The 20,927-nt window shown below is 74.1% G+C and carries 14 protein-coding genes; 11 read left to right on the forward strand and 3 right to left on the reverse strand.

Going from position 1 to position 20,927, the window contains the following annotated elements:
- Window positions 1-108: 108 nt before the first annotated feature.
- Genes galE through ABT336_RS04965 form a run of 3 tightly spaced genes read left to right on the forward strand, consistent with a single transcriptional unit; the run spans window position 109 to window position 3,250 of the window.
- Complete coding sequence (gene galE, locus ABT336_RS04955; RefSeq protein WP_350895189.1) at window positions 109-1,131, forward strand: UDP-glucose 4-epimerase GalE; 1,023 nt, start codon at window positions 109-111, stop codon at window positions 1,129-1,131.
- A 59-nt stretch (window positions 1,132-1,190) separates the two neighbouring features.
- Entirely contained in the window at window positions 1,191-2,447 is a 1,257-nt protein-coding gene (locus tag ABT336_RS04960) for an FAD-binding protein (RefSeq protein WP_350895190.1), read from the forward strand.
- 17 nt (window positions 2,448-2,464) lie between these two features.
- Window positions 2,465-3,250, forward strand: a complete 786-nt coding sequence (locus ABT336_RS04965) for an LLM class F420-dependent oxidoreductase (RefSeq protein ID WP_350895191.1) — start codon at window positions 2,465-2,467, stop codon at window positions 3,248-3,250.
- 46 nt (window positions 3,251-3,296) lie between these two features.
- Here the strand turns inward: ABT336_RS04965 and ABT336_RS04970 are convergent, their stop codons facing one another.
- Together ABT336_RS04970 and ABT336_RS04975 are read right to left on the reverse strand one after the other, a co-directional pair.
- On the reverse strand, window positions 3,297-4,496 hold the full coding sequence (locus tag ABT336_RS04970) for a cytochrome P450 (RefSeq protein ID WP_350895192.1): 1,200 nt from the start codon (window positions 4,494-4,496) through the stop codon (window positions 3,297-3,299).
- The gene (locus tag ABT336_RS04975) at window positions 4,493-7,588 is read right to left on the reverse strand and encodes a non-ribosomal peptide synthetase (RefSeq protein ID WP_350895193.1); all 3,096 of its coding nucleotides are present in this window, start codon (window positions 7,586-7,588) and stop codon (window positions 4,493-4,495) included. The genes ABT336_RS04970 and ABT336_RS04975 overlap by 4 nt, the downstream gene beginning before the upstream one ends.
- Window positions 7,589-7,796: 208 nt before the next feature.
- Here ABT336_RS04975 and ABT336_RS04980 point away from each other — a divergent pair, with 208 nt between their 5' ends.
- The 4 genes from ABT336_RS04980 to ABT336_RS04995 all read left to right on the forward strand — a co-directional run bounded on the left by ABT336_RS04980 (window position 7,797) and on the right by ABT336_RS04995 (window position 14,629).
- On the forward strand, window positions 7,797-10,802 hold the full coding sequence (locus tag ABT336_RS04980; RefSeq protein WP_350895194.1) for a type I polyketide synthase: 3,006 nt from the start codon (window positions 7,797-7,799) through the stop codon (window positions 10,800-10,802).
- 82 nt (window positions 10,803-10,884) lie between these two features.
- Entirely contained in the window at window positions 10,885-12,891 is a 2,007-nt protein-coding gene (locus ABT336_RS04985) for a non-ribosomal peptide synthetase (RefSeq protein WP_350895195.1), read from the forward strand.
- The gene (locus tag ABT336_RS04990) at window positions 12,888-13,613 is read left to right on the forward strand and encodes a thioesterase II family protein (protein WP_350895196.1); all 726 of its coding nucleotides are present in this window, start codon (window positions 12,888-12,890) and stop codon (window positions 13,611-13,613) included. The genes ABT336_RS04985 and ABT336_RS04990 overlap by 4 nt, the downstream gene beginning before the upstream one ends.
- On the forward strand, window positions 13,610-14,629 hold the full coding sequence (locus ABT336_RS04995) for an alpha/beta hydrolase (protein WP_350895197.1): 1,020 nt from the start codon (window positions 13,610-13,612) through the stop codon (window positions 14,627-14,629). Before ABT336_RS04990 ends, ABT336_RS04995 begins: the two co-directional genes overlap by 4 nt.
- Before the next feature lie 58 nt (window positions 14,630-14,687).
- Here ABT336_RS04995 and ABT336_RS05000 read toward each other — a convergent pair whose 3' ends face one another.
- Entirely contained in the window at window positions 14,688-15,974 is a 1,287-nt protein-coding gene (locus ABT336_RS05000) for a helix-turn-helix domain-containing protein (protein WP_350895198.1), read from the reverse strand.
- Between the two features lie 242 nt (window positions 15,975-16,216).
- On the opposite strand from ABT336_RS05000, the gene ABT336_RS05005 reads away from it, so the two are divergent.
- From ABT336_RS05005 to ABT336_RS05020, 4 genes are all read left to right on the forward strand, one after another.
- Window positions 16,217-17,536: an aminotransferase family protein gene (locus ABT336_RS05005; RefSeq protein WP_350895199.1), complete on the forward strand. Its 1,320-nt coding sequence runs from the start codon at window positions 16,217-16,219 to the stop codon at window positions 17,534-17,536.
- 104 nt (window positions 17,537-17,640) lie between these two features.
- Window positions 17,641-18,708, forward strand: a complete 1,068-nt coding sequence (locus tag ABT336_RS05010) for a polysaccharide deacetylase family protein (protein ID WP_350895200.1) — start codon at window positions 17,641-17,643, stop codon at window positions 18,706-18,708.
- Window positions 18,709-18,791: 83 nt separating this feature from the next.
- The gene (locus tag ABT336_RS05015) at window positions 18,792-19,598 is read left to right on the forward strand and encodes a phytanoyl-CoA dioxygenase family protein (RefSeq protein ID WP_350895201.1); all 807 of its coding nucleotides are present in this window, start codon (window positions 18,792-18,794) and stop codon (window positions 19,596-19,598) included.
- 354 nt (window positions 19,599-19,952) lie between these two features.
- Window positions 19,953-20,846 (forward strand): aminoglycoside phosphotransferase family protein, encoded by an 894-nt coding sequence (locus ABT336_RS05020; protein WP_350895202.1) that lies wholly within the window; start codon window positions 19,953-19,955, stop codon window positions 20,844-20,846.
- The last annotated feature ends 81 nt before the right edge of the window (window positions 20,847-20,927 follow it).

Genomic DNA, 20,927 nt, shown 5'->3' on the forward strand with positions numbered 1-20,927 from the left:
GGAGTCTGCCGTCCGGGCGGTACCGCCGGGGCGCGGACGGTGAGGCGGAGAGGCGGAGACCATGCGACTGCGGTACCGATCCCGGGCCGACGTGCCCCGGAGACCGAGATGACCTGGCTGGTCGTCGGCGGCGCCGGTTACATCGGCTCCCACGTCGTACGACGACTGCGTGCCGAGGGACGCCACCTGGTGGTCCTCGACGACCTGTCCACAGGGGTCCGGGAACGGGTCCCCGCCGACGTCCCACTCGTCGTGTCCGGCCTGGACCGGGCCGTCGTCACCGACACCCTGCGGCGGTACCGGATCACCGGTGTGGTCAACCTCGCCGCCCGCAAGTCGGCCCCCGAGTCGGTGGCCCTGCCGCTCTGGTACTACGAGCAGAACGTCGAGGGGATGCGCTCCCTGCTCCAGGCGATGGTCGACGTCGGCGTGACCCGGATGCTGCTGTCGTCGAGCGCTGCGGTGTACGGCAGCCCGCCGTGCACCCGGGTCACCGAGCAGACCCCCACCGCCCCCATCAACCCGTACGGCGAGACGAAGCTGATGTGCGAGTGGATGCTGCGGGCCTGCGGGGCGGCCCACGACGTCTCCTGGATCGCCCTGCGGTACTTCAACATCGTCGGCACCGCCGACCCGGTCTGCTCCGACACCGGCGGGGAGAGCCTGTTCCCCCGGGTGTTCCAGCGGCTCACCACCGGTCGACCCGCAGTCGTCACCGGGGTCGACTTCCCCACCCGGGACGGAACCGGGGTACGCGACTACGTCCACGTCGCCGACGTCGCCGACGCTCACGCGGCGGCCGTCGCCCGGTTGGAGTCCGACCGGTGCGCCGACGTCTACAACGTCGGCACCGGCAGCGGGTACTCAGTCCTGGAGGTCCTGGCGGCGGTCCGGGAGGTGACCGGCCTGCCGGTGGAGGTCGAGGTGGTCCCGTCCCGCCCCGGTGACCCGCCCGAGGTGGTCGCCGCCGTCGACAAGATCGGCACCGAGATGTCCTGGTGGGCCCGGAACGGCCTGCACGACATGGTGGCCAGCACCTGGCAGGCCTGGCGACCGTCGGCGCTCACGCCGACCCGGGCGGTGCGCCGCCGCCGGGCACCCGGCCCCGGTCGTCGGCAACGCGTCCGCTGACCCCGTCCACCGCCGGCGGGCAGCGGCCCGTCGGCCCGACCGATCGGAAGTGGTGATCAATGTCCGACACCCTGGTCAGGGTCCGAAACTGGGCCGGCAACGTCACCTTCAACGCGGTCCGGCTGCACCGGCCGGGCACCCTCGACGAACTGCGCGCGACGGTGGCGGCGAGCCGCCGGATCCGGGCGTTGGGCAGCGGCCACTCGTTCAGCACCGTCGCCGACACCGCCGGGGACCTGGTCCGGCTCGACCGGCTGCCCCGAGCGGTCCGGCTCGACCCGGGGACCGCCACCGTCACCGTCACCGGCGGGGCGACGTACGCCGAGGTCGCCGCCGCCCTCGAACCGGCCGGGTACGCGCTGGCCAACCTCGCCTCGCTGCCGCACATCTCGGTGGCCGGGTCGGTGGCCACCGGCACCCACGGCTCCGGTCGGGACCTGCCCGGCCTGGCGGCGGCGGTCCGGGCGGTCCAACTCGTCGGCCCCGAGGGCGACCTGGTGGAGTTGAGCCGGGACGCCGACCCGCAGACCTTCCCCGGCGCGGTGGTCGCCCTCGGCGCGCTGGGGGTGGTGACCCGGCTGACGCTCGACGTCGAACCGAGTTACCTGGTCGCCCAGCACGTCCGGGTCCAGGTCCCGCTCGACGAGGTCACCGAGCAGGCCGACGAGGTCTTCAGTGCCGCCTACAGCGTCAGCGTCTTCACCGACTGGTCCTCGGGGGAGGCGGTCGTCTGGCTCAAGCGGCGTACCGACCGGCCGGCGGGGGAGTGGGCCGGGGGCCGGGCCGCCACCGAACCGCTGCACCCGGTGCCGGAGCTGCCGGCTGACAACTGCACCGAGCAGCTCGGTGTGCCGGGGCCGTGGCACGAGCGGCTGCCGCACTTCCGGCCAGACCACGTCCCCGGCTCCAGCGGTGAACTCCAGTCGGAGTACTACCTGCCCCGGGACCGGACGGCGGAGGCGGTCACCGCCCTGCGTCGACTCGCCCCGACCCTGGCCCCGGTGTTGCAGATCTCCGAACTGCGGACGGTCCGCGCCGACGACCTGTGGCTCAGCCCCGCGTACCGGCGGGACAGCACGACGATCCACTTCACCTGGGAGACGGATCCGGTCGCTGTCGCGCCCGCGATCCGGGCCGTCGAGGCGGCGCTGCTGCCGCTGGGCGCCCGCCCGCACTGGGGCAAGCTGACCGCCGCCGACCCGGCCCACATCGTCGCCACCTACCCGCGCGCCACCGACTTCCGCGAACTGACCGCCACCCTCGACCCGACCGGAACGTTCCGCAACGCCTTCCTCGACGCACTCTTCCCGGCCTAGAGAGACGGAGACCACCGATGCGCCCGATACGGATCGCCCTGCAACTGCAACCCCAGCACGCCGAGTACGCGAAGATCCGCGAGACGGTGGCCGAGGCGGAGGAGCTCGGGGTGGACGTCCTGTTCACCTGGGACCACTTCTTCCCCCTCGACGGTGATCCGGACGGCCGACACTTCGAGTGCTGGACGATGCTGGCGGCCTGGGCCGAGGCCACCACGCGGGTGGAGCTGGGTCCCCTGGTCAGCTGCGTCGGCTACCGCAACCCGGACCTGCTGGCGGACATGGCCCGGACCGTCGACCACGTCAGCGGCGGCCGGGTGATCCTCGGCCTCGGGTCCGGCTGGTTCGATCGGGACTTCACCGACTACGGCTACGACCCCGCCACCCCGGCCCGCCGCCTCGACGACCTGACCCGGGCACTGCCCCGGATCCAGTCCCGGCTGACAGTCCTGAACCCCCCGCCGGTACGGCGGATGCCGGTCCTCGTCGGAGGCAGCGGGGAACGCCGTACCCTGCGGCTGGTCGCCGAGTACGCCGACATCTGGCACGCCTTCGGCGACCCGGACACCCTCCGGCACAAGGCGGGGGTGCTGCGGGAGCACTGCGCGGCGGTGGGCCGGGACCCGGACCGGATCGAGATCTCCGGCAGCGTCGGGGGTGGACCCTCCCCGGCCGGGGAACCTGACGACCTCGGCCCGAAGCTGCGCGACGCGGGGGTCTCGCTGTTCACCCTCGGTGTCAGCGGACCGGACTACGACCTCGGGCTGCTTCGCCGCTGGCTGGCCTGGCGCGACGCCCAGTGACCCGGTGCCGGCCGGGGCGGGGGACCGACCCCGCCCCGGCCGTCGGTCACCGGGGGTTGATCAGTAACGGGAGGTGCTCGGGGCCGGCCACGGCGATCGACCGGACCCGCTGCACCGGACCGGCCGACTCGATCCGCCCGGCGGTGTCCAGCAGGGCGGTGAGGAGGATCCGCAGCTGGGCGCGGGCCAGCGTGCCGCCGATGCAGACGTGCTCACCGATGCCGAGCGCGAGGTGCCGGTTGGGGGTGCGTCCGACGTCGAACCGGTCCGGCTGGTCGAACACCGTCTCGTCCCGGTTGGCCGACGGCACCCAGAGGACCACCCGGTCCCCGGCGGCGACGGGTACCCCGTCGATCTCACAGTCCCGGGTGGCGGTCCGCATGCTGTGGGTGGCGCTGGAGGTCCAGCGCAGGATCTCCTCGATCGCGGTGGGCAGCAGGTCCCGGTCGGCGCGCAGCCGCGCCCACTGCTCCGGGTGTTCCAGGAGGGCCTGCATCCCGCCCGCGATCGCCAACCGGCCGTTCTCCGTGGCACCGATGATGTTCTCGCAGTTGAGCACGATCTCCTCCTCGGTGAGGAGGTCGTCGCCGAGGGTGCCGCCGGCCATCATGCTGACCAGGTCGTCGGTCGGGTCGTCGATCCGCTGCTCCATCAGGTCGATGAAGTACGCCATCAGCTCCCGGTGCGCGGCCAGCGAGACACCCGCCTCGAACGCCTCGTTGGTCCACCGGAACAGGGCGTCGTGGTCGCGTTCGGGCACCCCCATGATGGTCCCGATGACGTGCATCGACAGTCGCCCGGCCACGTCGTGGACGAAGTCGCACCGACCCTGCTCGTACGCCCGGTCCAGCACCGACCTGACGCAGTCCTCGATCCGGTCGGTGAGGGACCGCACCGCACGGGTGGTGAACCAGTCGGCGACCACTGCGCGCAGCTGCTTGTGCCGGGGCGGATCGGTCAGGGCGAGGGTCATCCCGCCGCCCGGGTCCTCACCGAGGGCGACCGGGCGCAGCAGCACCCCGTGCCGGGAGCTGAACGTCTCCGGATCGCGGTACACGGCCCGGACGTCGGCGTAGCGGGTCAGCGACCAGAAGGCGGGCAGGTCCCCGGCCGGATGCCTGTGGACCGGGGTCTGCCTGCGCATCCGGTGCCAGATCGCGTACTGGTCGCCGTGGACGTGCACCTCCGGGTCGACCAGGCGGTGGGGGTCGAGGTCCAGGTCGGGTCGGTCGGCGACGACGCTCATCGGTGGCCCTCCGGGGTGATCGTGTGCAGCCGCTCCTCGAACCGTTTGGCAAGTTCCCTGGCGCAGGAGCCGGTCACCGCGTCCGGTCGGTGCCAGACGGTCAGCCGGAGCCCCCCGTCGGCGCTCGGCCACAGCTCGGTGTGCAGCTCCAACGGCAGGTCCAGGTACGGCTGGCGGACGAAGGTGGTGCCGACCCCGGCCAGGTCCAGCGTGGGTGGTGGGTTGTCCTGGAGTGCGAACAGGGTCTGGAACAACGGCGGGCGGTGTCCACCGGGCAGGTCGGTCATCCGCAGCAGGTCGGGCACGGGGACGTCCTGGGCGGCGAAGGCGGCCCCGAAGGCCCGGCCGGTCGCCGCCAGGGCGGTCGGGGCGTCGGAGAGGGCCGACTCGCGCAGCCGTACGCAGACCATGCTCAGGTGGCAGCCGACGGCGTCCTCCGATCCGCTGCCGTGGCGTTGCGCGACCGGGACCCCGACGGCCAGGTCGGTGTCCCCGGTGACCTCGGACAGCGCCGCCCCGTGGTGGCGCAGCAACGCCACGAACCGGCTGACCCCGGCGTTCCGCGCCTCGGCGTCCACCCGGGCCACGACCTCCGGTGGGATCGTGAGTTCGACCAGCCCGGGTTCGGTACGCCCCACCGGGGTCGGGAAACCCGGCCAGGTGATCGCGGGCACCCCGGCCAGCTCGACCCGGAGGTGTTCCCGGTGCTCGTCGAGCCCTGCCTCGGCGAGCCGTTCGGTGTGGTCGCGCCACGCCCGGGCCAGGGACGGCGGAGCGGGCCGGGACGGGGGTACGGTGCCCAGTCGGGCGGCGTCGTACCCGGCGGCGAGGTCCCGGGCGAGGACCGACTCGGACCAGCCGTCGAAGGCGATGTGGTGCACCACGATGCCGAGGACTGTGACCGCCCCGGCCGGGGCGAGCGCCACCCGCCACACGTCGGCCTCCTCGATCAGCAGTTCGGCGGTGAACAGGCCCCGGAGAGCGTCGACGGCGGCGGCCACCGACGGCTGCTCGGGCAACTCCTCCACCGGCGGCGGGTCGACGTCGAGGACCTGGGCGACCGGCCGGGGGTCGGCCAGGTACGCGGCGCGCAGCGGCTCGTGCCGGGTCTGCACGTGGGTGACCGCAGCGCGCAACGCCGCCCGGTCCAGGTCGCCCTCCACCACCCAGGTCAGCAGGCAGTGTGAGGTCAGGTCGGCGGGATCGAGCAGATGCCGGGTCAGGTAGACCAGCTGCATCGGGGTCAGCGGGACGATGCCGGCCTGCGGGTCGGTGTCGGCCCGCTCCGGTCGGTCGGTGCCGTCCAACCACTCGGCGAGGGCGGCGACGGTCGGTGCGGCCAGGAACCGGCCCAGGGGAACGGGCCGGTCGAGTCGGGCGGCGAGCCGGGCGCAGACCCGTCCGGCCGCCAGGGAGGTGCCGCCGAGTGCGCCGAAGGGCACGTCGGTGCCGACCGAGGCGCGGCCCAGGACCTCCGCGAAGACCTGGGCGACCACCGGGGCGTGGCGGCTCCGTGCCGGGTCGGGGCCGTTCCCGGACAACGGCTCGGCACCGTCGGACACCGGTGTCGGACGGTACGCGGCCAGCAGTGCCCGCTCGTCCAGCTTCCCCTGCGGGGTGACCGGGAACGCGTCGACGCCGGTCACCTCGGCCGGTACCTGGTAGCCGGGCAGCTCCGCCCGGAGGAGGTCGAGGGCGTCGTCGAGGGGGTCCCCGGGGTGCCGGGGGACGCACCAGGCCAGCAACCGGGGGTCGGCGTCGGCCTGCCGCTCGACGAGCACCCGGGCGGCCCGGACCGGCAGGAGTTCCACCAGTCGACGTTCGATCTCGGCCGGCTCGATCCGGTGCCCCCTGATCTTCACCTGCCGGTCGGCCCGGCCCTGGAAGTGCAGGAGCCCGTCGGTGTCCCACCGGCCGAGGTCCCCGGTCCGGTACGCGCGTACCTTCCGGCCGTCGACCTCGACGGTGACGAACTTCTCGGCGGTCAGTGTCGGGTCACCGACGTAGCCGAGGGCGAGGCCGTCGCCGACCACGCAGATCTCCCCGGTCTCGCCGACGGCGCAGGGCCGGTCGCCGTCCAGGACGTGGACCTGTGTGCCGGGGACCGGGCGGCCCAGTGGGATCCCGTCGGGGCGGTCGCAGTCGGCCCGGGTGATCCGGTGGGTGGTGGCGAAGACCGTGTTCTCCACCGGGCCGTACCCGTTGAGCAGCAGGACGTCGGGGTGGTGACGCAGGAACCGGGCGACGTGGCCGGGGCTGAGCCGCTCCCCACCGATCATCAGTTGGCGCAGGCCGGTCAGGGCCGCCGGGTCCTCGTCCACCACCATGTCGAACAGGCTGCTGGTGAGCCAGGCGGTGGTGACCCCGTGCCGGCCGATCACCTCCCGCAGGGCGTCGGCGGTCAGGTACGGCTCCTCGACGAGCACCGCCGTACCGCCCTGGTGCAGGGCCGCCCACAGTTCCAGGGAGAAGGCGTCCCACGGGACCGGGGCGGCGACCGCGACGACTGTCCGCTCGTCGAAGGTGGCGAAGGTGCCGGGGGTGAAGAGCCGGGCGGTGGCCCGGTGCGGGGTGAGCGCCCCCTTGGCCCGCCCGGTGGTGCCGGAGGTGAAGAAGACGCAGCAGGGGGCGTCCCCGTCGACCTCGGCGGGCCGGAAGTCGACGGGTCCGCTGTCCGTCCCGACCTGCGGGCGCAACACCGGCACCGCCACGTCGGGCGTCTCCTCGTCGGTGACCAGCAGCGGGGCGTCGAGGGTCGCTGTGACCTCGCGGAGCCGGGCCGCCGGCCAGGCGGGGTCGACCAGGGCGTACGCGGCCCCGGTCTTGAGGACCGCGAGCAGGGCGGTGACCAGTGTGGTGCCCCGGGGCAGCCGGATCGGCACCAGGTGACCGGGGCGGACTCCCGCCTCGACGAGCCGGGCGGCGAGGGCGTCGGCGGCGCGGTCCAGCTCGGCGTAGCCGACGTGCCGGTCGCCGTCGATCAGGGCGGTGGCCGTCGGTCGCCGTGCCGCGACCCGGGCGACCTGTTGGTGCAGACCCTCGTCGGGCAGCGTGGACGGTGGCCCGGCGGTCCACCTCGGATCTGGCTGCACGCGTTTCCTCCCTCGACGTGGTGGAACCGGCATCGTCGCCGCAAGATCGACACTTCTTTGTTGCCAACTGTGCCTCCCACGTTGCCAGAGGTTGCCTGATGGGGCAACCTGGAGTGGCCGCCGCCCCGAGCGGTGGTCCGGACCCCGCCGCGGTCGCATCCCGGCTCGCCGGGGCGGACCGGTGCGAACCCGCGTCGAAGGTGAGGACATGAGCCGAGACCGATCACTCGACATCGCCGTCACCGGTGTGTACGCCCGCTTCCCCGCCGTGGCCGACCTTGACGACTGGTGGGAGGCGATGCTCGCCGGTCGGGTGCTCACCACCCGACTGGACCGCGACGGGCTGCTCGCCGCAGGAGTCCCCGCCGACCTCGTCGACGACCCGGACTACGTGCCGGTACGGGGCCTGCTCGCCGACGCCGACCGGTTCGACAACACGCTGTTCCGGATCAGCGGACGCGACGCCGAACTCATGGACCCCCAACACCGGCTGATGCTGGAGGCGGCCTGGGCCGCCCTGGAGGACGCCGGTACGGCCGGCTGCGGTGACCGGATCACCACCGGGGTGTACGCCTCAGGCAGCGGGAGCGGCTACCTCCGGACCATGCTCGCCGGCGGGCCGCTCGACCCGCTCACCCTCGACCAGGCGTTGCACGGCACCGAACCCGACTTCGTCGCCGGCCTGATCTCGTACAAGCTCGGCCTGACCGGCCCGGCACTCGGGGTGCAGACCGCCTGCTCGTCGTCGCTGGTCGGAGTCCACCTGGCAGTTCAGGCGCTGCTCAACGGCGACTGCGACCAGGCGGTGGTGGTGGCCGCCGGGATCGACTTTCCGCAGGGGGGCCACCTGCACGTCCCCGGCGGTATCCAGTCCGTCACCGGTGACTGCCGACCGTTCGACGCCGCCGCCGACGGGGTGGTGGCCGGTTCCGGGGGTGCGGCGGTGGTGCTGCGCCGCCTCGCCGACGCCGTCGAGGAGGGGGCCGAACCGTACGGTGTCCTGCTCGGCACGGCGATCAACAACGACGGGGCCGAGAAGGCGGGCTTCTACGCCCCCTCCCAGACGGGGCAGGAGGCGGTGATCAGGGCCGCACTCGCCGCCGCCGACGTCGACGGGGAGTCCATCGGGTACCTGGAGGCGCACGCCACCGGAACCCGGGTCGGGGACCCGATCGAGTGGTCGGCGGCGTCCACGGCACTGGCCGCCGCCGGGGCCCGCCCCGGTCAGGTCGCCGTCGGTGCCCTGAAGGCCGCCGTCGGGCACCTCGACGCGGCCTCCGGGCTGGCCGGGCTGATCCGGGCGATGCGCGTGGTCAAGGAGGGCGTCGTCCCCCCGGTCGCCGGGTTCACCGCGCTCAACCCGCTGCTGGAGACCGAGGACTCCCCGCTGTACGTCCCCACCGAGGCCACCGCCTGGTCGGGCCCGCAGCCACGGCGGGCCGGGGTCAGCTCGTTCGGCATCGGTGGCACCAACGCCCACGTGGTGGTGGAGGCGCCGCCCCCGCCCCCGGCCACCGGTGCCCGGCCCCGACGGGACCGGCTGGTGGTGCTCTCGGCAGCCGACCCCGAGGCGCTGACCCGGACCGCCGGGCGGCTCGCCGAGCACCTGCACCGGGACGAGCCGGACCTGGCGGACGTGGCGTACACCCTGGTCACCGGGCGGGCCGCGCTGCCGGAGCGACTGGCCGTCACCGGGCGGACCAGCGCCGAGGTCGCCGAGCGGCTGACCCGCGACGCCGAGGCGGTCCGGGGTCGGGTGCCCGCCGACGGACCGGCACCGGTGGTGTTCCTCCTTCCCGGCCAGGGGACCCAGCAGCCCGGGATGGCGGCACCGCTGGCCGCCGCCCTCTCCGGCTTCGACGACGCCCTCACCGAGGTGCTCGACGCCGTCGACCCGGAGCTGTCCGAGCGGCTGGGCCGGGCGCTGTACGACACCGACTTCCCCGCCGAGGACCTCGCCGCCACCGCCCTCGCCCAACCGGCGCTCTTCGCCGTCGGGTACGCCGCCGGTCGGGCCCTGACCGCACTCGGGGTGACCCCGGCCGCCCTGGTCGGGCACAGCCTCGGCGAGCTCACCGCCGCCTGCCTGGCCGGGACGTTCGGGTTGGCCGACGCGGTCCGCTTCGTGGCCGCCCGGGGGCGGGCCATGCAGGACTGCCCGCCCGGGGCGATGCTCGCCCTCGGCTGCGACGCGGCCACCGCCCGGGACCTGCTCCGCGAGGCCGACGCCGAGCTGGAGGTCGCGACTGTCAACAGCGCCGACAGCTGCACCGTCGCCGGAACCCCGCAGGAGGTACGCCGCTTCGCCGACCTGCTCGGCGACCGGGTGTTCCACCGGATCCTGCGGACCAGCCACGCCTTCCACAGCGCCCTGATCGCCCCGGCCCTGCCGGAGCTGGCCCGGGTCCTCGACGGGATCACCCTGCACTCACCGGTGGTGCCGTACGCGGGCAACCTGACCGGTCGGCTGATCGACCCGGGGGAGCCGGTACCGGCGCAGACCTACGTCGCCCAGGCCCGCCAGCCGGTCCGCTTCGGCGACGCCCTCGCCGACGTACTGGGCCGGTTCCCCGGGGCGGTGGCCGTCGAGGTGGGGCCCGGCCGGGTCCTGACCGGGCTGGCCGAGGCGGCCGGGATGGCCGGGGTGCCGCTCTGTCCGCTGCGCGACGGTCGGGGGGAGGCGGAGGTGCTGACCGCCCTCGGCACCCTCTGGACCTGGGGGCAGCCGATCGCCCTGGACCGGCTCGCCGGAGCCGACGGGTACCCGGTCCACCTGCCCGGGTACGCCTTCGGCGGTCGGCGGTGGCTCGCCCCCGAGGTACGGGTGGCCGCCGCCACCCCGCAGGGGCCCGACCCGGCGTCCGAGGCCACCGGGACGGCCCCGACCGGTGCCGCGTCCGCCGAGGCGACCACCACCGGGTCCGGGACCGCGCCCGGGAGGTCCGGACCCGACCCGGCGGTCCTGGTGCCGAAGCTCTGGGCCGAGGTGCTCGGCCATCCGGAACTGGACGACGACTCCGACTTCTTCGCCCTCGGCGGGGACTCGCTGCTCATCACCCAGCTCGCCCGCCGGATCCACGACGAGTGGGGCCTGCGGGTGCCGCTGCGGGAGATGCTCGCCGGCCGGACCCTCGCCCGACAGACCGCGATCGTGCAGGACACCCTGCGTCGCCACCGGGCCGCCGAGGGCGACCCGACCGGGCACCCGTCCTGACCGTCGGCGGCCCGGCCGACCGGGACCGGCCCCGCCGACGGGCGCGGGGCGGACCCGCCACGACGACACGTGAGGAGAAGCCATGATCGACACTGACCTGCGGGGGACCTCGGGAGATCCGACAGCGGAGCCCGCTCGACCCGACCCGATCGCCCTCGGCCGTGGCGAACCGTTGCCGCAGACCGGCCGGGAGCCGGTGCACCAGGCGGTCGCCCGGTTCGCCGTCGACCGCCCCGACCATCCCGCAGTACGCGGGGACGGCACCACCCTCACCTACCGGGAACTCGACGCCCACGCCGCCCGGATCGCCGAGGCGCTGACCGAGGCCGGGGTCGTCCCCCGGGACCGGGTGGGGGTGCTCGCCGAGCCGTCCCCGACGGCGGTCGCCGCCGTACTCGGCATCCTGCGCGCCGGTGCCGCCTACGTTCCGGTGGACGCCGGGTGGCCGGACCGACGGATCGCCGAGGTGCTCACCGACGCCGGTGTCACCGCAGTGGTCACCGGGGACGGGGTGGACGCGACCCGGATCGCCGGGACGGCCGTACCGGTGGTCGCCGGGGGCGACGCGGCCGGTGCGCCGACCGTCGGCGATGCCGACCGGGCCGACGTCGTGGTGGGCGACGACGACCCGGCCTACCTGATCTACACCTCCGGCAGCACCGGTGAGCCGAAGGGGGTCCAGGTCAACCACTGCCACCTGGCCGCCTCCACCCTGGCCCGGCGGATGGTGTACCCCGGTGCCCCGGTCTTCCTGCTGGTTTCGCCGCTGGCCTTCGACTCCTCGGTCGCCGGGCTGTGGGGCACCCTGACCGCAGGCGGCACCCTCGTGGTCGCCACCCGCGACGAGGTACGCGACCCGCAGCGTCTGCTCGACCTCGTCCGTCGGCACGAGGTCACCCAGCTGCTCTGCGTCCCGTCGCTGTACGGAGTGCTGCTGGACGCCGCCGACCGGGCCGAGGCGGACCCCCTGGCGTCGCTGGACACCGTGGTGGTCGCCGGTGAGCCGTTACCGCAGCCGCTCGTCGACAGGCACTTCGCCCGATCCCCGCGGACGGCCCTGGTCAACGAGTACGGCCCCACCGAGGCCACCGTCTGGGCGACCTGGCACCGGCTGACCCGGCCGGGTCCGGTCTCGATCGGACGGCCCGTCCCGGGTGCCCGGATCTACCTGCTCGACGACGAACTGCGCCCGGTGCCGAGGGGGGTCGAGGGGGAGCTGTGCGTCGGCGGGGCCGGGGTGACGGCCGGCTACCTGGGCCGCCCGGAGGCCACCGCCCGGGCGTTCGTGAAGGACCCCTTCGCCGACGACGACGCCGCGCTGCTGTACCGCACCGGCGACCGGGCGCTGTGGAACCCCGACGGGACCCTGCACTTCGTGGGACGCCGCGACCACCAGGTCAAGATCCGGGGTCACCGGGTCGAGCTGGGCGCGGTCGAGGCGGCGCTGCGGACGGTGCCCGGCGTCCACGACGCGGTGGTCGTACCCGACGCCGAGGGTGTCACCCTGGTCGGGTTCGTCCAGGCCGACTCCGACACCGACCCGGAGCAGGTACGTCGGCTGCTCGCCGACCGGCTGCCGACGGTCATGGTGCCCGCCCGGATCCGGGTGCTGGCGCACTTCCCGCTGACCTTCAGCGGCAAGGTGGACCGGGAGCAGCTGCGCGCCGCCGCCGACGAGCCGCAGCCGGTCTCGGGAGCGGCCGGTCCGGAGGACGTACCGACGGGAGGTGCCGACGGGACCACGGCGGCCGGTCGGACGGCGGTGGTGGCGGCCTGGACCGAGGTGCTCAAGGTCGACGAGGTTCCGGCCGACGCCAACTTCTTCGACCTCGGCGGGCACTCGTTGGCGATGTTCCAGCTCCAGGACGCCCTGGAGCGGCACACCGGGGTACGCCCGTCGGTGGTGGCGCTCTTCCAGCACCCGACCGTCTCGGCGCAGGCCGCCCTGGTCGCCGCCGGTGGTGTCCGCCCCGGACGCAACCGGCCGGACCGGTCCCCGGCGGTGGCCCGCCGGGCCCAGGCGGTGGCCAGGCGTACCCAGGCCATCCGGGCCCGCCGGTCGGCCGCCACCCGGGAGCGGACCTCATGACCGGCGACGGGGACCGCTGGTTGCACCGCGCGGTCGAGTGCCCGGACCCCCGACGTCGGCTCGTCGCCTTCCCGCACGCCGGGGGGTCGGCCACCTTCTTCCGGGACTGGGGTCGGCACCTGCCCGGCACCGAGGTCCTCGCCGTGCGCTATCCCGGTCGGGCGGAGCGGATCGACGAGCCGCTCCCGTCCGACCTGACCCGGCTCGCCGCCGACGTCGCCGACGTCCTCACCGAGCGGGCTGACCTGCCGCTGGTCCTGTTCGGACACAGCATGGGGGCGGTGGTCGCCCTGGAGACCGCCCGGGCCCTCCAGGACCGGGGCGTACGCCCCGCCCACCTGGTCGCCTCCGGCTCGCGTGCCGCCCCGCTGCCCCCGCCGGAACCCGACGACTCCGACGGCGACGACCTGGCCCTGCGCCTGGCCGAGCTGGGCGGGACTGACCGGGCGATGCTCGACGACCCGTTCTTCCAGGAGCTGGTCCTGCCCTACATCCGCAGCGACGGGGAGATGTTCCACAGCTACCGGCACCGCACCGATCCGGTCCTGCACTGCCCGGTCACCACCGTCGTCGGGGACGTCGACGCGGACGCCGACCGTCGACCGTGGCCGGAGCTGACCGATGCCGGATTCCGGGAGCACGTCGTCCCCGGCCACCACTTCTACCTTGTCGACCAGCCGCCGTACGAGCTGCTCGACGACCTGGCGGGGGTGCCCCGGTGACCGCGGCCGTCCGGCTCGGTGCCGACCGGCCCGTGGGCCCACCGCCGCCGGTGGACCACGAGCTGGCGGCACCCCTGACCCGGATCCTCGCCGACCTGCCCGGCCCGCTCGGTCCCGGTCTGGTCGCGGACCGGCGGGCCAGGACCGTCGCCGGTCGCCTCCCCGACGACGAGATCCGTCGGGGCGGCGCGTTCGACCTGCGGGAACTGACGGTCCCCGGCCCACCGGGCGATCCCGACATCCGGCTGCTGGTCTGCCGTCCGACGACCGGGGCGGGGCCCTACCCGGTCATCTACAACACCCACGGTGGGGGGATGGTGGCGGGCGGCACCCGCAGCGTCGAGCTCGCCGACGAGCTGGACCGGGCCGAGGCGCTCGGGCTGGCGGTGGTGGCGGTGGAGTACCGGCTCGCCCCCGAGCACCCCGACCCGGCACCGCTGGCGGACTGCTACGCCGGGTTGCTCTGGACCGCCGAGCACGCCGCCGACCTGGGGCTCGACCCGGACCGGATCGTGGTCAGCGGGAACAGCGCCGGGGGGTGCCTTGCCGCCGGCCTGGCCCTGACGGCCCGGGACCGACACGGTCCCCGCCTCCTCGGCCAGATGTTGCAGTGCCCGATGCTCGACGACAGGTGTGCCGCCCCCTCGCAGCTCCAACTCGCCACCGCCGGGCTGTGGGACGGCACCTCGAACCGGTACGGCTGGACCGCCCTGCTCGGTGCCCGCCGGGGGACCGGGGAGGTGTCGCCGTACACGGCACCGGCCCGGGCCGAGGAGCTGGCCGGTCTGCCCCCGGCCTTCATCGACGTCGGGTCGGTGGAGGCGCTGCGTGACGAGGCGGTCGACTACGCCACCCGGATCTGGCAGGCAGGTGGGGAGGCGGAGCTGCACGTCTGGTCCGGTGCCTTCCACAGCTTCGACGAGTGGGTGCCGGAGGCGATCGTCTCGGGCACCGCCAAGCGGGCCCGGGAGGACTGGTTGCGTCGGCTGTTGGAGCGCAGCGGACGTCGCTGCTGACCGGTGTCGGACGACGCCCGGTCCCGGACACCGCGTCCGGGGCCGGGCGTCCGGCTGGTCAGCGACGGGTGCGGGTGGCGGTCCGGCGGGGCGACTTGGCCTCCACCGGTTCGTACCCCCGGGCCAGGGTCTCCGCGAGGGTCCGCCAGATCTCGGCGGCCAGTTCGGCGTTGCGTGCCTCCTGCGCCTGTTCGGCGAGGTGCTGGAGGGTCTGGATGCCGCCGTCGCGGTCACCGCCGAGGATGCTCAGTCGGCCGCACAGCGCCCGGAACCGGATCCGGTCCCGGAAGGAGAGCAGGAGCGCCTGCTCGTCGATCTGTTCGCAGACGGCCCTCGCGTCGTCCAGGCGTCCCTGCTCGAACGCGAGGTGGGCGCGGAGCGTCAGGAGCTGCTGGTGGTGCAGCTCGGTGCCGACCAGGTCGAGGGCGGGGGCCACCTCGTCGAGGTAGACCTGGGCGCGGTCGGTCAGGGCCGGGGTGATCTGGAGGTAGAGGGAGGCGGCGGCGAGTCGCAACCGGACCCAGAGCGTCAGGTCCTGTCGGCTGTCGAGGCTCTGCAGGGCCTGCTCCAGCACTTCCTGGGCGCCGGTGTGGTCACCCTGGCGGATGCGTACCGTGGCTGCCGCCCAGAGCGCCTCCACCCGCAGCGGACCGCCGGTCGGCGCGGTGAGCGCTGACAGCTCGTCGGCGTGGGTCCGGGCCTCGACCAGCAGCCCCAGCTCCGCCTCGGCGGAGACCAGGGCGTGCAGGACCCCGGCGCGGTCGGCCACCGACAGGTCGTCGGTCACCCGGCTGGCCTGCAACGCGTGGTCCCTGGCGGCGGCGTTGTCCCCGAGCAGCCGGGCGCACCGGGACAGCTGGGTCCGGGCGCGGGCCCGGAGCGCCGGGGTGCCGAGTTCGTCGCTGAGCTGGGTCAGCTCGGTGAGCAGGGAGTGCTCCTCCTCGTGCCGGCCCTGACCGTCGCGGAGCTGGGCCAACAGCCACAGCGCCTGCCACCGCAGCGCCGCGTCCCAGCGGTCTCCGGTCCGCAGCGCCTCGGCGAGGGTCTCCCCGAGTTCGTCGTCGGGCGTACCGGAGATGACGGCGGCGAGCAGGTGGGCCAGGGACGAGGTCTGCACCGCCGGGTGCCCGTTCTCGCCGTTTGCCGGGGCCTCGAACTCCGATGTCGGTACGCCGAGGCGCTCCGCCAGGTGGGTCACCACCCGGGTGGTGGGGCGGCGGGCGCCGGACTCCAGCCGGGACAGGTAGCCGGTGGACATGCCGTCACCGGCGAGTGCGGCCTGGGACAGGCCCTGCTTGACCCGCAGCGCCCGCAGGCGTTGACCGAAGACCGGTTGTTCGAGCACGTCCCCAGTATGGCCAACCATTGCCCGCTTGACAAATCGTGCCACAGCCGCCAAATGCGGTCGGGGGTGCGATTTTCTCTTCGGGACGGCCGTCGGTCCAGGTCGACCCGGGTGCGGAGTTGGCAAATCTTGGTAAGGTTGTGGCACAACTTTGTCAAGGCGTGGGAGCCGAAACCCGACCCAGCCGATCCGTCCCGCAGGAGCGGACGACGTGGCTCGGTCCTTCCCCCGAGGAGCAGCAGATGGCCTCCATCGACGCGGTACGACCCACCCCCCGGCACGCCGACCCCGACCTGGTGCGCGAACGGGACCGACGACACGTCTGGCACACCTGGACCCCGGTCGGGGCCGACCGGTCCGGCACGACGTTCACCCACGCCGACGGGTACCGGATCTTCGACCTCGACGGCCGGGAGTACATCGAGGGCTCGGCGTTGAACTCGACCTGCGGATACGCCCACCCGGACGTGGTCCGGGCCGTCGCCGAGCAGGCCGGGCGGCTGCACCAGGTGGACGTCTCGATGACCAGCCACGACCTGCTCGGCGCACTGGCCGAACGGATCGCCTCGTACCTGCCCGCCCCGTTGAGCCGGACGCTCTTCGTCAACAGCGGGTCCGAGGGGTTCGACGCGGCCCTGATAATGGCGGTGGGGCATGCCGCGCACCGGGGCCGCCCCCGGTCCCGGGTGGTCGCCTTCGCCAGGGGGTACCAGGGGGCGACGATCCTCGGTCGGAGTCTGTCGGCCCTGCCCCGGTGTCGGCATCCGATGACCGCCCCGCTGCCGGTCACCCTTGTCGATCTGCCCCTGCCGCCGAGGGAGCTGCGACGCCCGGAGGCGCTGCCGGTGCTGCTCGACGCCTTCGAGCGGGCCGTCCTGGCCGATCCGGACAACCCGCCGGCGGCGGTGGTGGTCGAGCCCTTCCTCAACGTCGGGGGCGGGGTGGTCCTGCCCCCGGGCTTCCTGGCCGGGCTGCGGGCGCTCTGCGACGCGACCGGGGCGCTCCTGGTGGTCGACGAGGTGTTCACCGCGTACGGGCGGGCCGGGGCGATGTTCTGCTGTGCCCGGGACGGGGTCGCCCCGGACGTGCTGGTCTCCAGCAAGGGACTGGCCGGTGGGTACGTGCCGATCGCCGCGGTGACCGCAGGTGAGCACGTGTTCGAGGGGTTCGCCGCCGATCCGGTCATCGGTGGGCTGCGGTACGGCCACACCACCTCCGGGCACGCCGTCGCCTGTGCGGCAGCCCTGGCCACCCTGGACGTGCTGGAGAAGGAGAACCTGGTCGAGCGGGCCGAGACGCTCGGTGCGCGGATGTCGGCCCGGCTGGCACACCTGGCCGGGGCGGGCGAGGTGGTCGACGTACGCCGGTTGGGGTTGGTGGTGGTCCTGGAGATGGCCACCGAGGAGGCGGCCCTCGGCGTGCTGGACCGGGCGCGGGCCGGGGGTCTGCTGCTGCGGCGGCAGGGCGCGGCGGTGATGGCGGTCCCGCCGTTGGTGATCGACGACGCCGGGGCCGACCTGCTGGTGGAGCGGTTGACGGCGGCGCTGCCGTCGGCGGGTTGAGGGGAGGTCCGGGCACTCCACCGACTTGCCAAGTGTTGACAACTGTAGGCAACATTTGTCAATGTCGGAGGTGACGTGAAATCCGGCGAGGGAAGGACATCGGCATGTGGTACGCGGGAGTCGCCTGGGGCACCGACGGTTACACGGTCGAGACGGTGGACGACACCGGCGGGTCGGTACGCCCTCGCGCCCGGTTCGGCCGGGACCGGATCGACGACCTGATCCGCCACCTCGCGGCGGCCCGACCCCCGTCCGGCGGGTCGGGCCCGGCCGACGGGGCGCTGGTCACAGTGGTGGACAGCACCAACGGCATCCTCGACGGCCGGATGATGTCCGCCGGCCTGACAGTCCACCGCGCCGACCCGCCGGTGCTGCCGTCCCGCCCGGCCTTCGGCTCGGTCTCCGCCCTCGACCTGGCCCGGGCCGCCCAGCGGGACCTGACCGCGCTGACCCGACTCGACCCCCGTCGGGGCACCCAGACCGGCCGGGAGTCGGACCTGGAGGCGGGGATCGCCGCCAGCGCCCCGGAGCTTGACGCGCTCACCGCCGCCGGGCGCTGCCTGCGACACGGCGACCGGAACCGCCCCGAGGTCGCGCTGACCTTCGACGACGGCCCGCAGCCGCCGTACACCGGGCAGGTCCTCGACGTCCTGGAACGGTACGGGGTCCCGGCGACGTTCTTCTGCGTCGGACTCCACGTCGGCGGGTACCCCGACGAGGTGGCCCGGATGCGGGAACAGGGCCACGAGGTGGCCAACCACACCTGGTCCCACCCCTTCCTGCCCGAGCTGACCCGGTCGGAGCTGGCGGCCCAGATCGAGCGGACCGCCGAGGCGGTCGAGCGGACCGGAGCGGCGGTACCGACCCTCTTCCGACCCCCGTACGGCTCCCGGACGCCACAGGTCATGCGCTGGCTGGCCGAGCTGGACCCGCAGGTGGTGCTCTGGGACGTGGAGCCCTTCGACTGGGCGATGCCCGGGGCGGACACCATCGCCCGGATCACAGTGGAACAGGCCCGGCCGGGGTCGGTGATCCTGCTGCACGACGGGGGAGGCGACAGGTCCCAGACCGTGGCCGCGCTGCCGGCCATCATCGAGGGGCTGCACGAACGCGGCTACCGCTTCGTCCCCGCCGGTCAGCTGGCCGTACCCGCCCCGGCTTCGGTCGCCTGAACCCGGTCGCCCCTTTCCGACCACCCCCACCGGCGGTGGACCCCGCCGTTCGCCCCGGTGCCGACCAGAGCGGAGACACCGCAATGGCACTGACTGCCCTGACCGCCGAAGCCCCCGCCCCGCTGTCGCCGACCGAGGTCGAGCGGTTCCACCGGGACGGGTTCCTGGTCCTGCCCGCCTTCCTCCCCGACGACCTGGTCACCCGACTCCGGCCGGAGGTGGACCGCTGGGTCGACGACGGCCTGCGGGCCCGCTCCATCGCCTGCGCCACCGACCCCGAGCGCAACGGGTTGCCCGAGATCCTGGAACTGGAGCTGCCCGCCCACGGTCGACTGGTCGCCCACCCGCCGTTGATGGAACTCCTGGCCCAGTTGATGGGGCCGGCCTTCGCCTTCCACCACCTGCACAGCGACAGGCAGGAGCCGGAGCGCCCGGGTAAGCCCTGGCACCACGACTACGAACAGCGTCCGCAGACCGACCGCCGGTACGCCATGATCCACGCTCTGCACTACCTGGACGGGCTCACCGAGGAGACCGCGTCACTGGTGGTCCTGCCCGGCTCGCACCGGGAGGTGGCCGCCAAGGACGCCCGGGCTGGGGCCGGCACCGACCCGCTGCCCGGGGAGGTGGTCCTGGACCGGCTGCCACCCGGCTCGACGGTGGTGGTGCACTCGGCGCTGTTCCACGCCCGACGTGCCCTGCCCGCCGGACGGGGCAGCGACAGGTACTTCCTCGACTCGTCGTACTGCCAGGCCGGCACCGGGTGGCCCCCGGTGAAGCCGTACTGGCGGCACGCCCTGCGGCGGGCCCGGGACCTGGGGCTGGACCAGGGCAGGTGGCCGGACCTCTTCGCCGAACGGCACTTCACCGAGTACGAACCACAGGCCTGAACCGTCGCCGTCCTGACAGGTGGATTCGATCGACTGCGACCGTTTAGAAATGCCCCCGCCGGGAGACATGCATTGACGGAAATGGTTCCGTTCGGGGGAGAGACATCAGCATGGTCACCTGGTGCGTCAGTCGGATGTTCATCCACTCCTACCAAGCCGCAGCGCTGTTCGTCTCGGCCGCTGTGATCACCGGTTCCGCGCGGGGAGCCCTACCGGTGAGGGGGGACGCGGTGGCAGCCCACGCCAGCTCGGACATCGACTGGCCGTGACAGCCGCTGTGAGATCCTCGACGGGCCGTCGTTCCCGGGAACGACGGCCCGTCACCGTCGCCCCCTCGGGAGAAGAGGAACCGTCGTGACCCCGGTACGGATGCACGCCGACGAGGTGCACACCGACGTGTCGCTTGTCGGTCGGCTGGTCGCCGCCCAGCTGCCCCGCTGGGCGCACCTGGCCGTCGAACCGGTCGCCTCCTCCGGCACCGACAACGCGATGTACCGTCTCGGCGACGAACTGGTCGTCCGGTTGCCCCGGATCCCGTCCGCCGTCGACGCCATCGCCCGGGAACTCCGGTGGGCACCCCGACTCGCCCCCCACCTCCCGGTGGCGGTACCGGTGCCCGTCGCGTCCGGCCGTCCCGCAGCGGGCTACCCGTTCCCCTGGTCGGTCCTGCCCTGGCTGCCGGGGCGCAACCCGCTCGCCGGTCGGGTCACCCGAGCCGACCGGCTCGCCGTCGACCTGGCCGGATTCGTCAGGGAGCTGCGCCGTGTCGACCCGACCGACGGCCCACCGGCAGGTCGGGGGGTGCCACTGGCCGCCCGGGACGACGACACCCGCGCCGCGATCGCCGCACTGGACGGTGTGGTGGACACCGATGCGGTGACGGCGGTCTGGGCCGACGCGCTGCGTCCGGCCGCCGGATCGACGTCGGTCGCCTGGTGCCACGGTGACCTCTCCCCGGGCAACGTGCTGGTCCACGAGGACGGGACCCTCGCCGCCGTCATCGACCTCGCGGGGGTCGGGGTCGGTGACCCCACAGTGGACCTCTCCGTGGCATGGAACCTGCTGCCCGCCGACGCCCGGCCGGTGTTCCGGGACGCACTCGGCGTGGACGAGGCGACGTGGCTACGCGGTCGGGCGTGGGCGCTCTCCATCGCGCTGATCCAGCTGCCCTACTACCGGGAGACCAACCCGGTGCTCGCCGCCAACTCCCGGCACGTGATCGCCGAGGTCCTCGCCGACGCCGGTTGACCGCGACCTCCCGCGATTCGGTGTGGCGACCGGGCGGGCCCGGCCGGTCCGGGTATCAGGGCCGAGTGGCGGTCAGGCCGG

Origin of the sequence: Micromonospora sp. NPDC000207 (assembly GCF_040300925.1) — a bacterium.
Lineage (GTDB): Bacteria > Actinomycetota > Actinomycetes > Mycobacteriales > Micromonosporaceae > Micromonospora.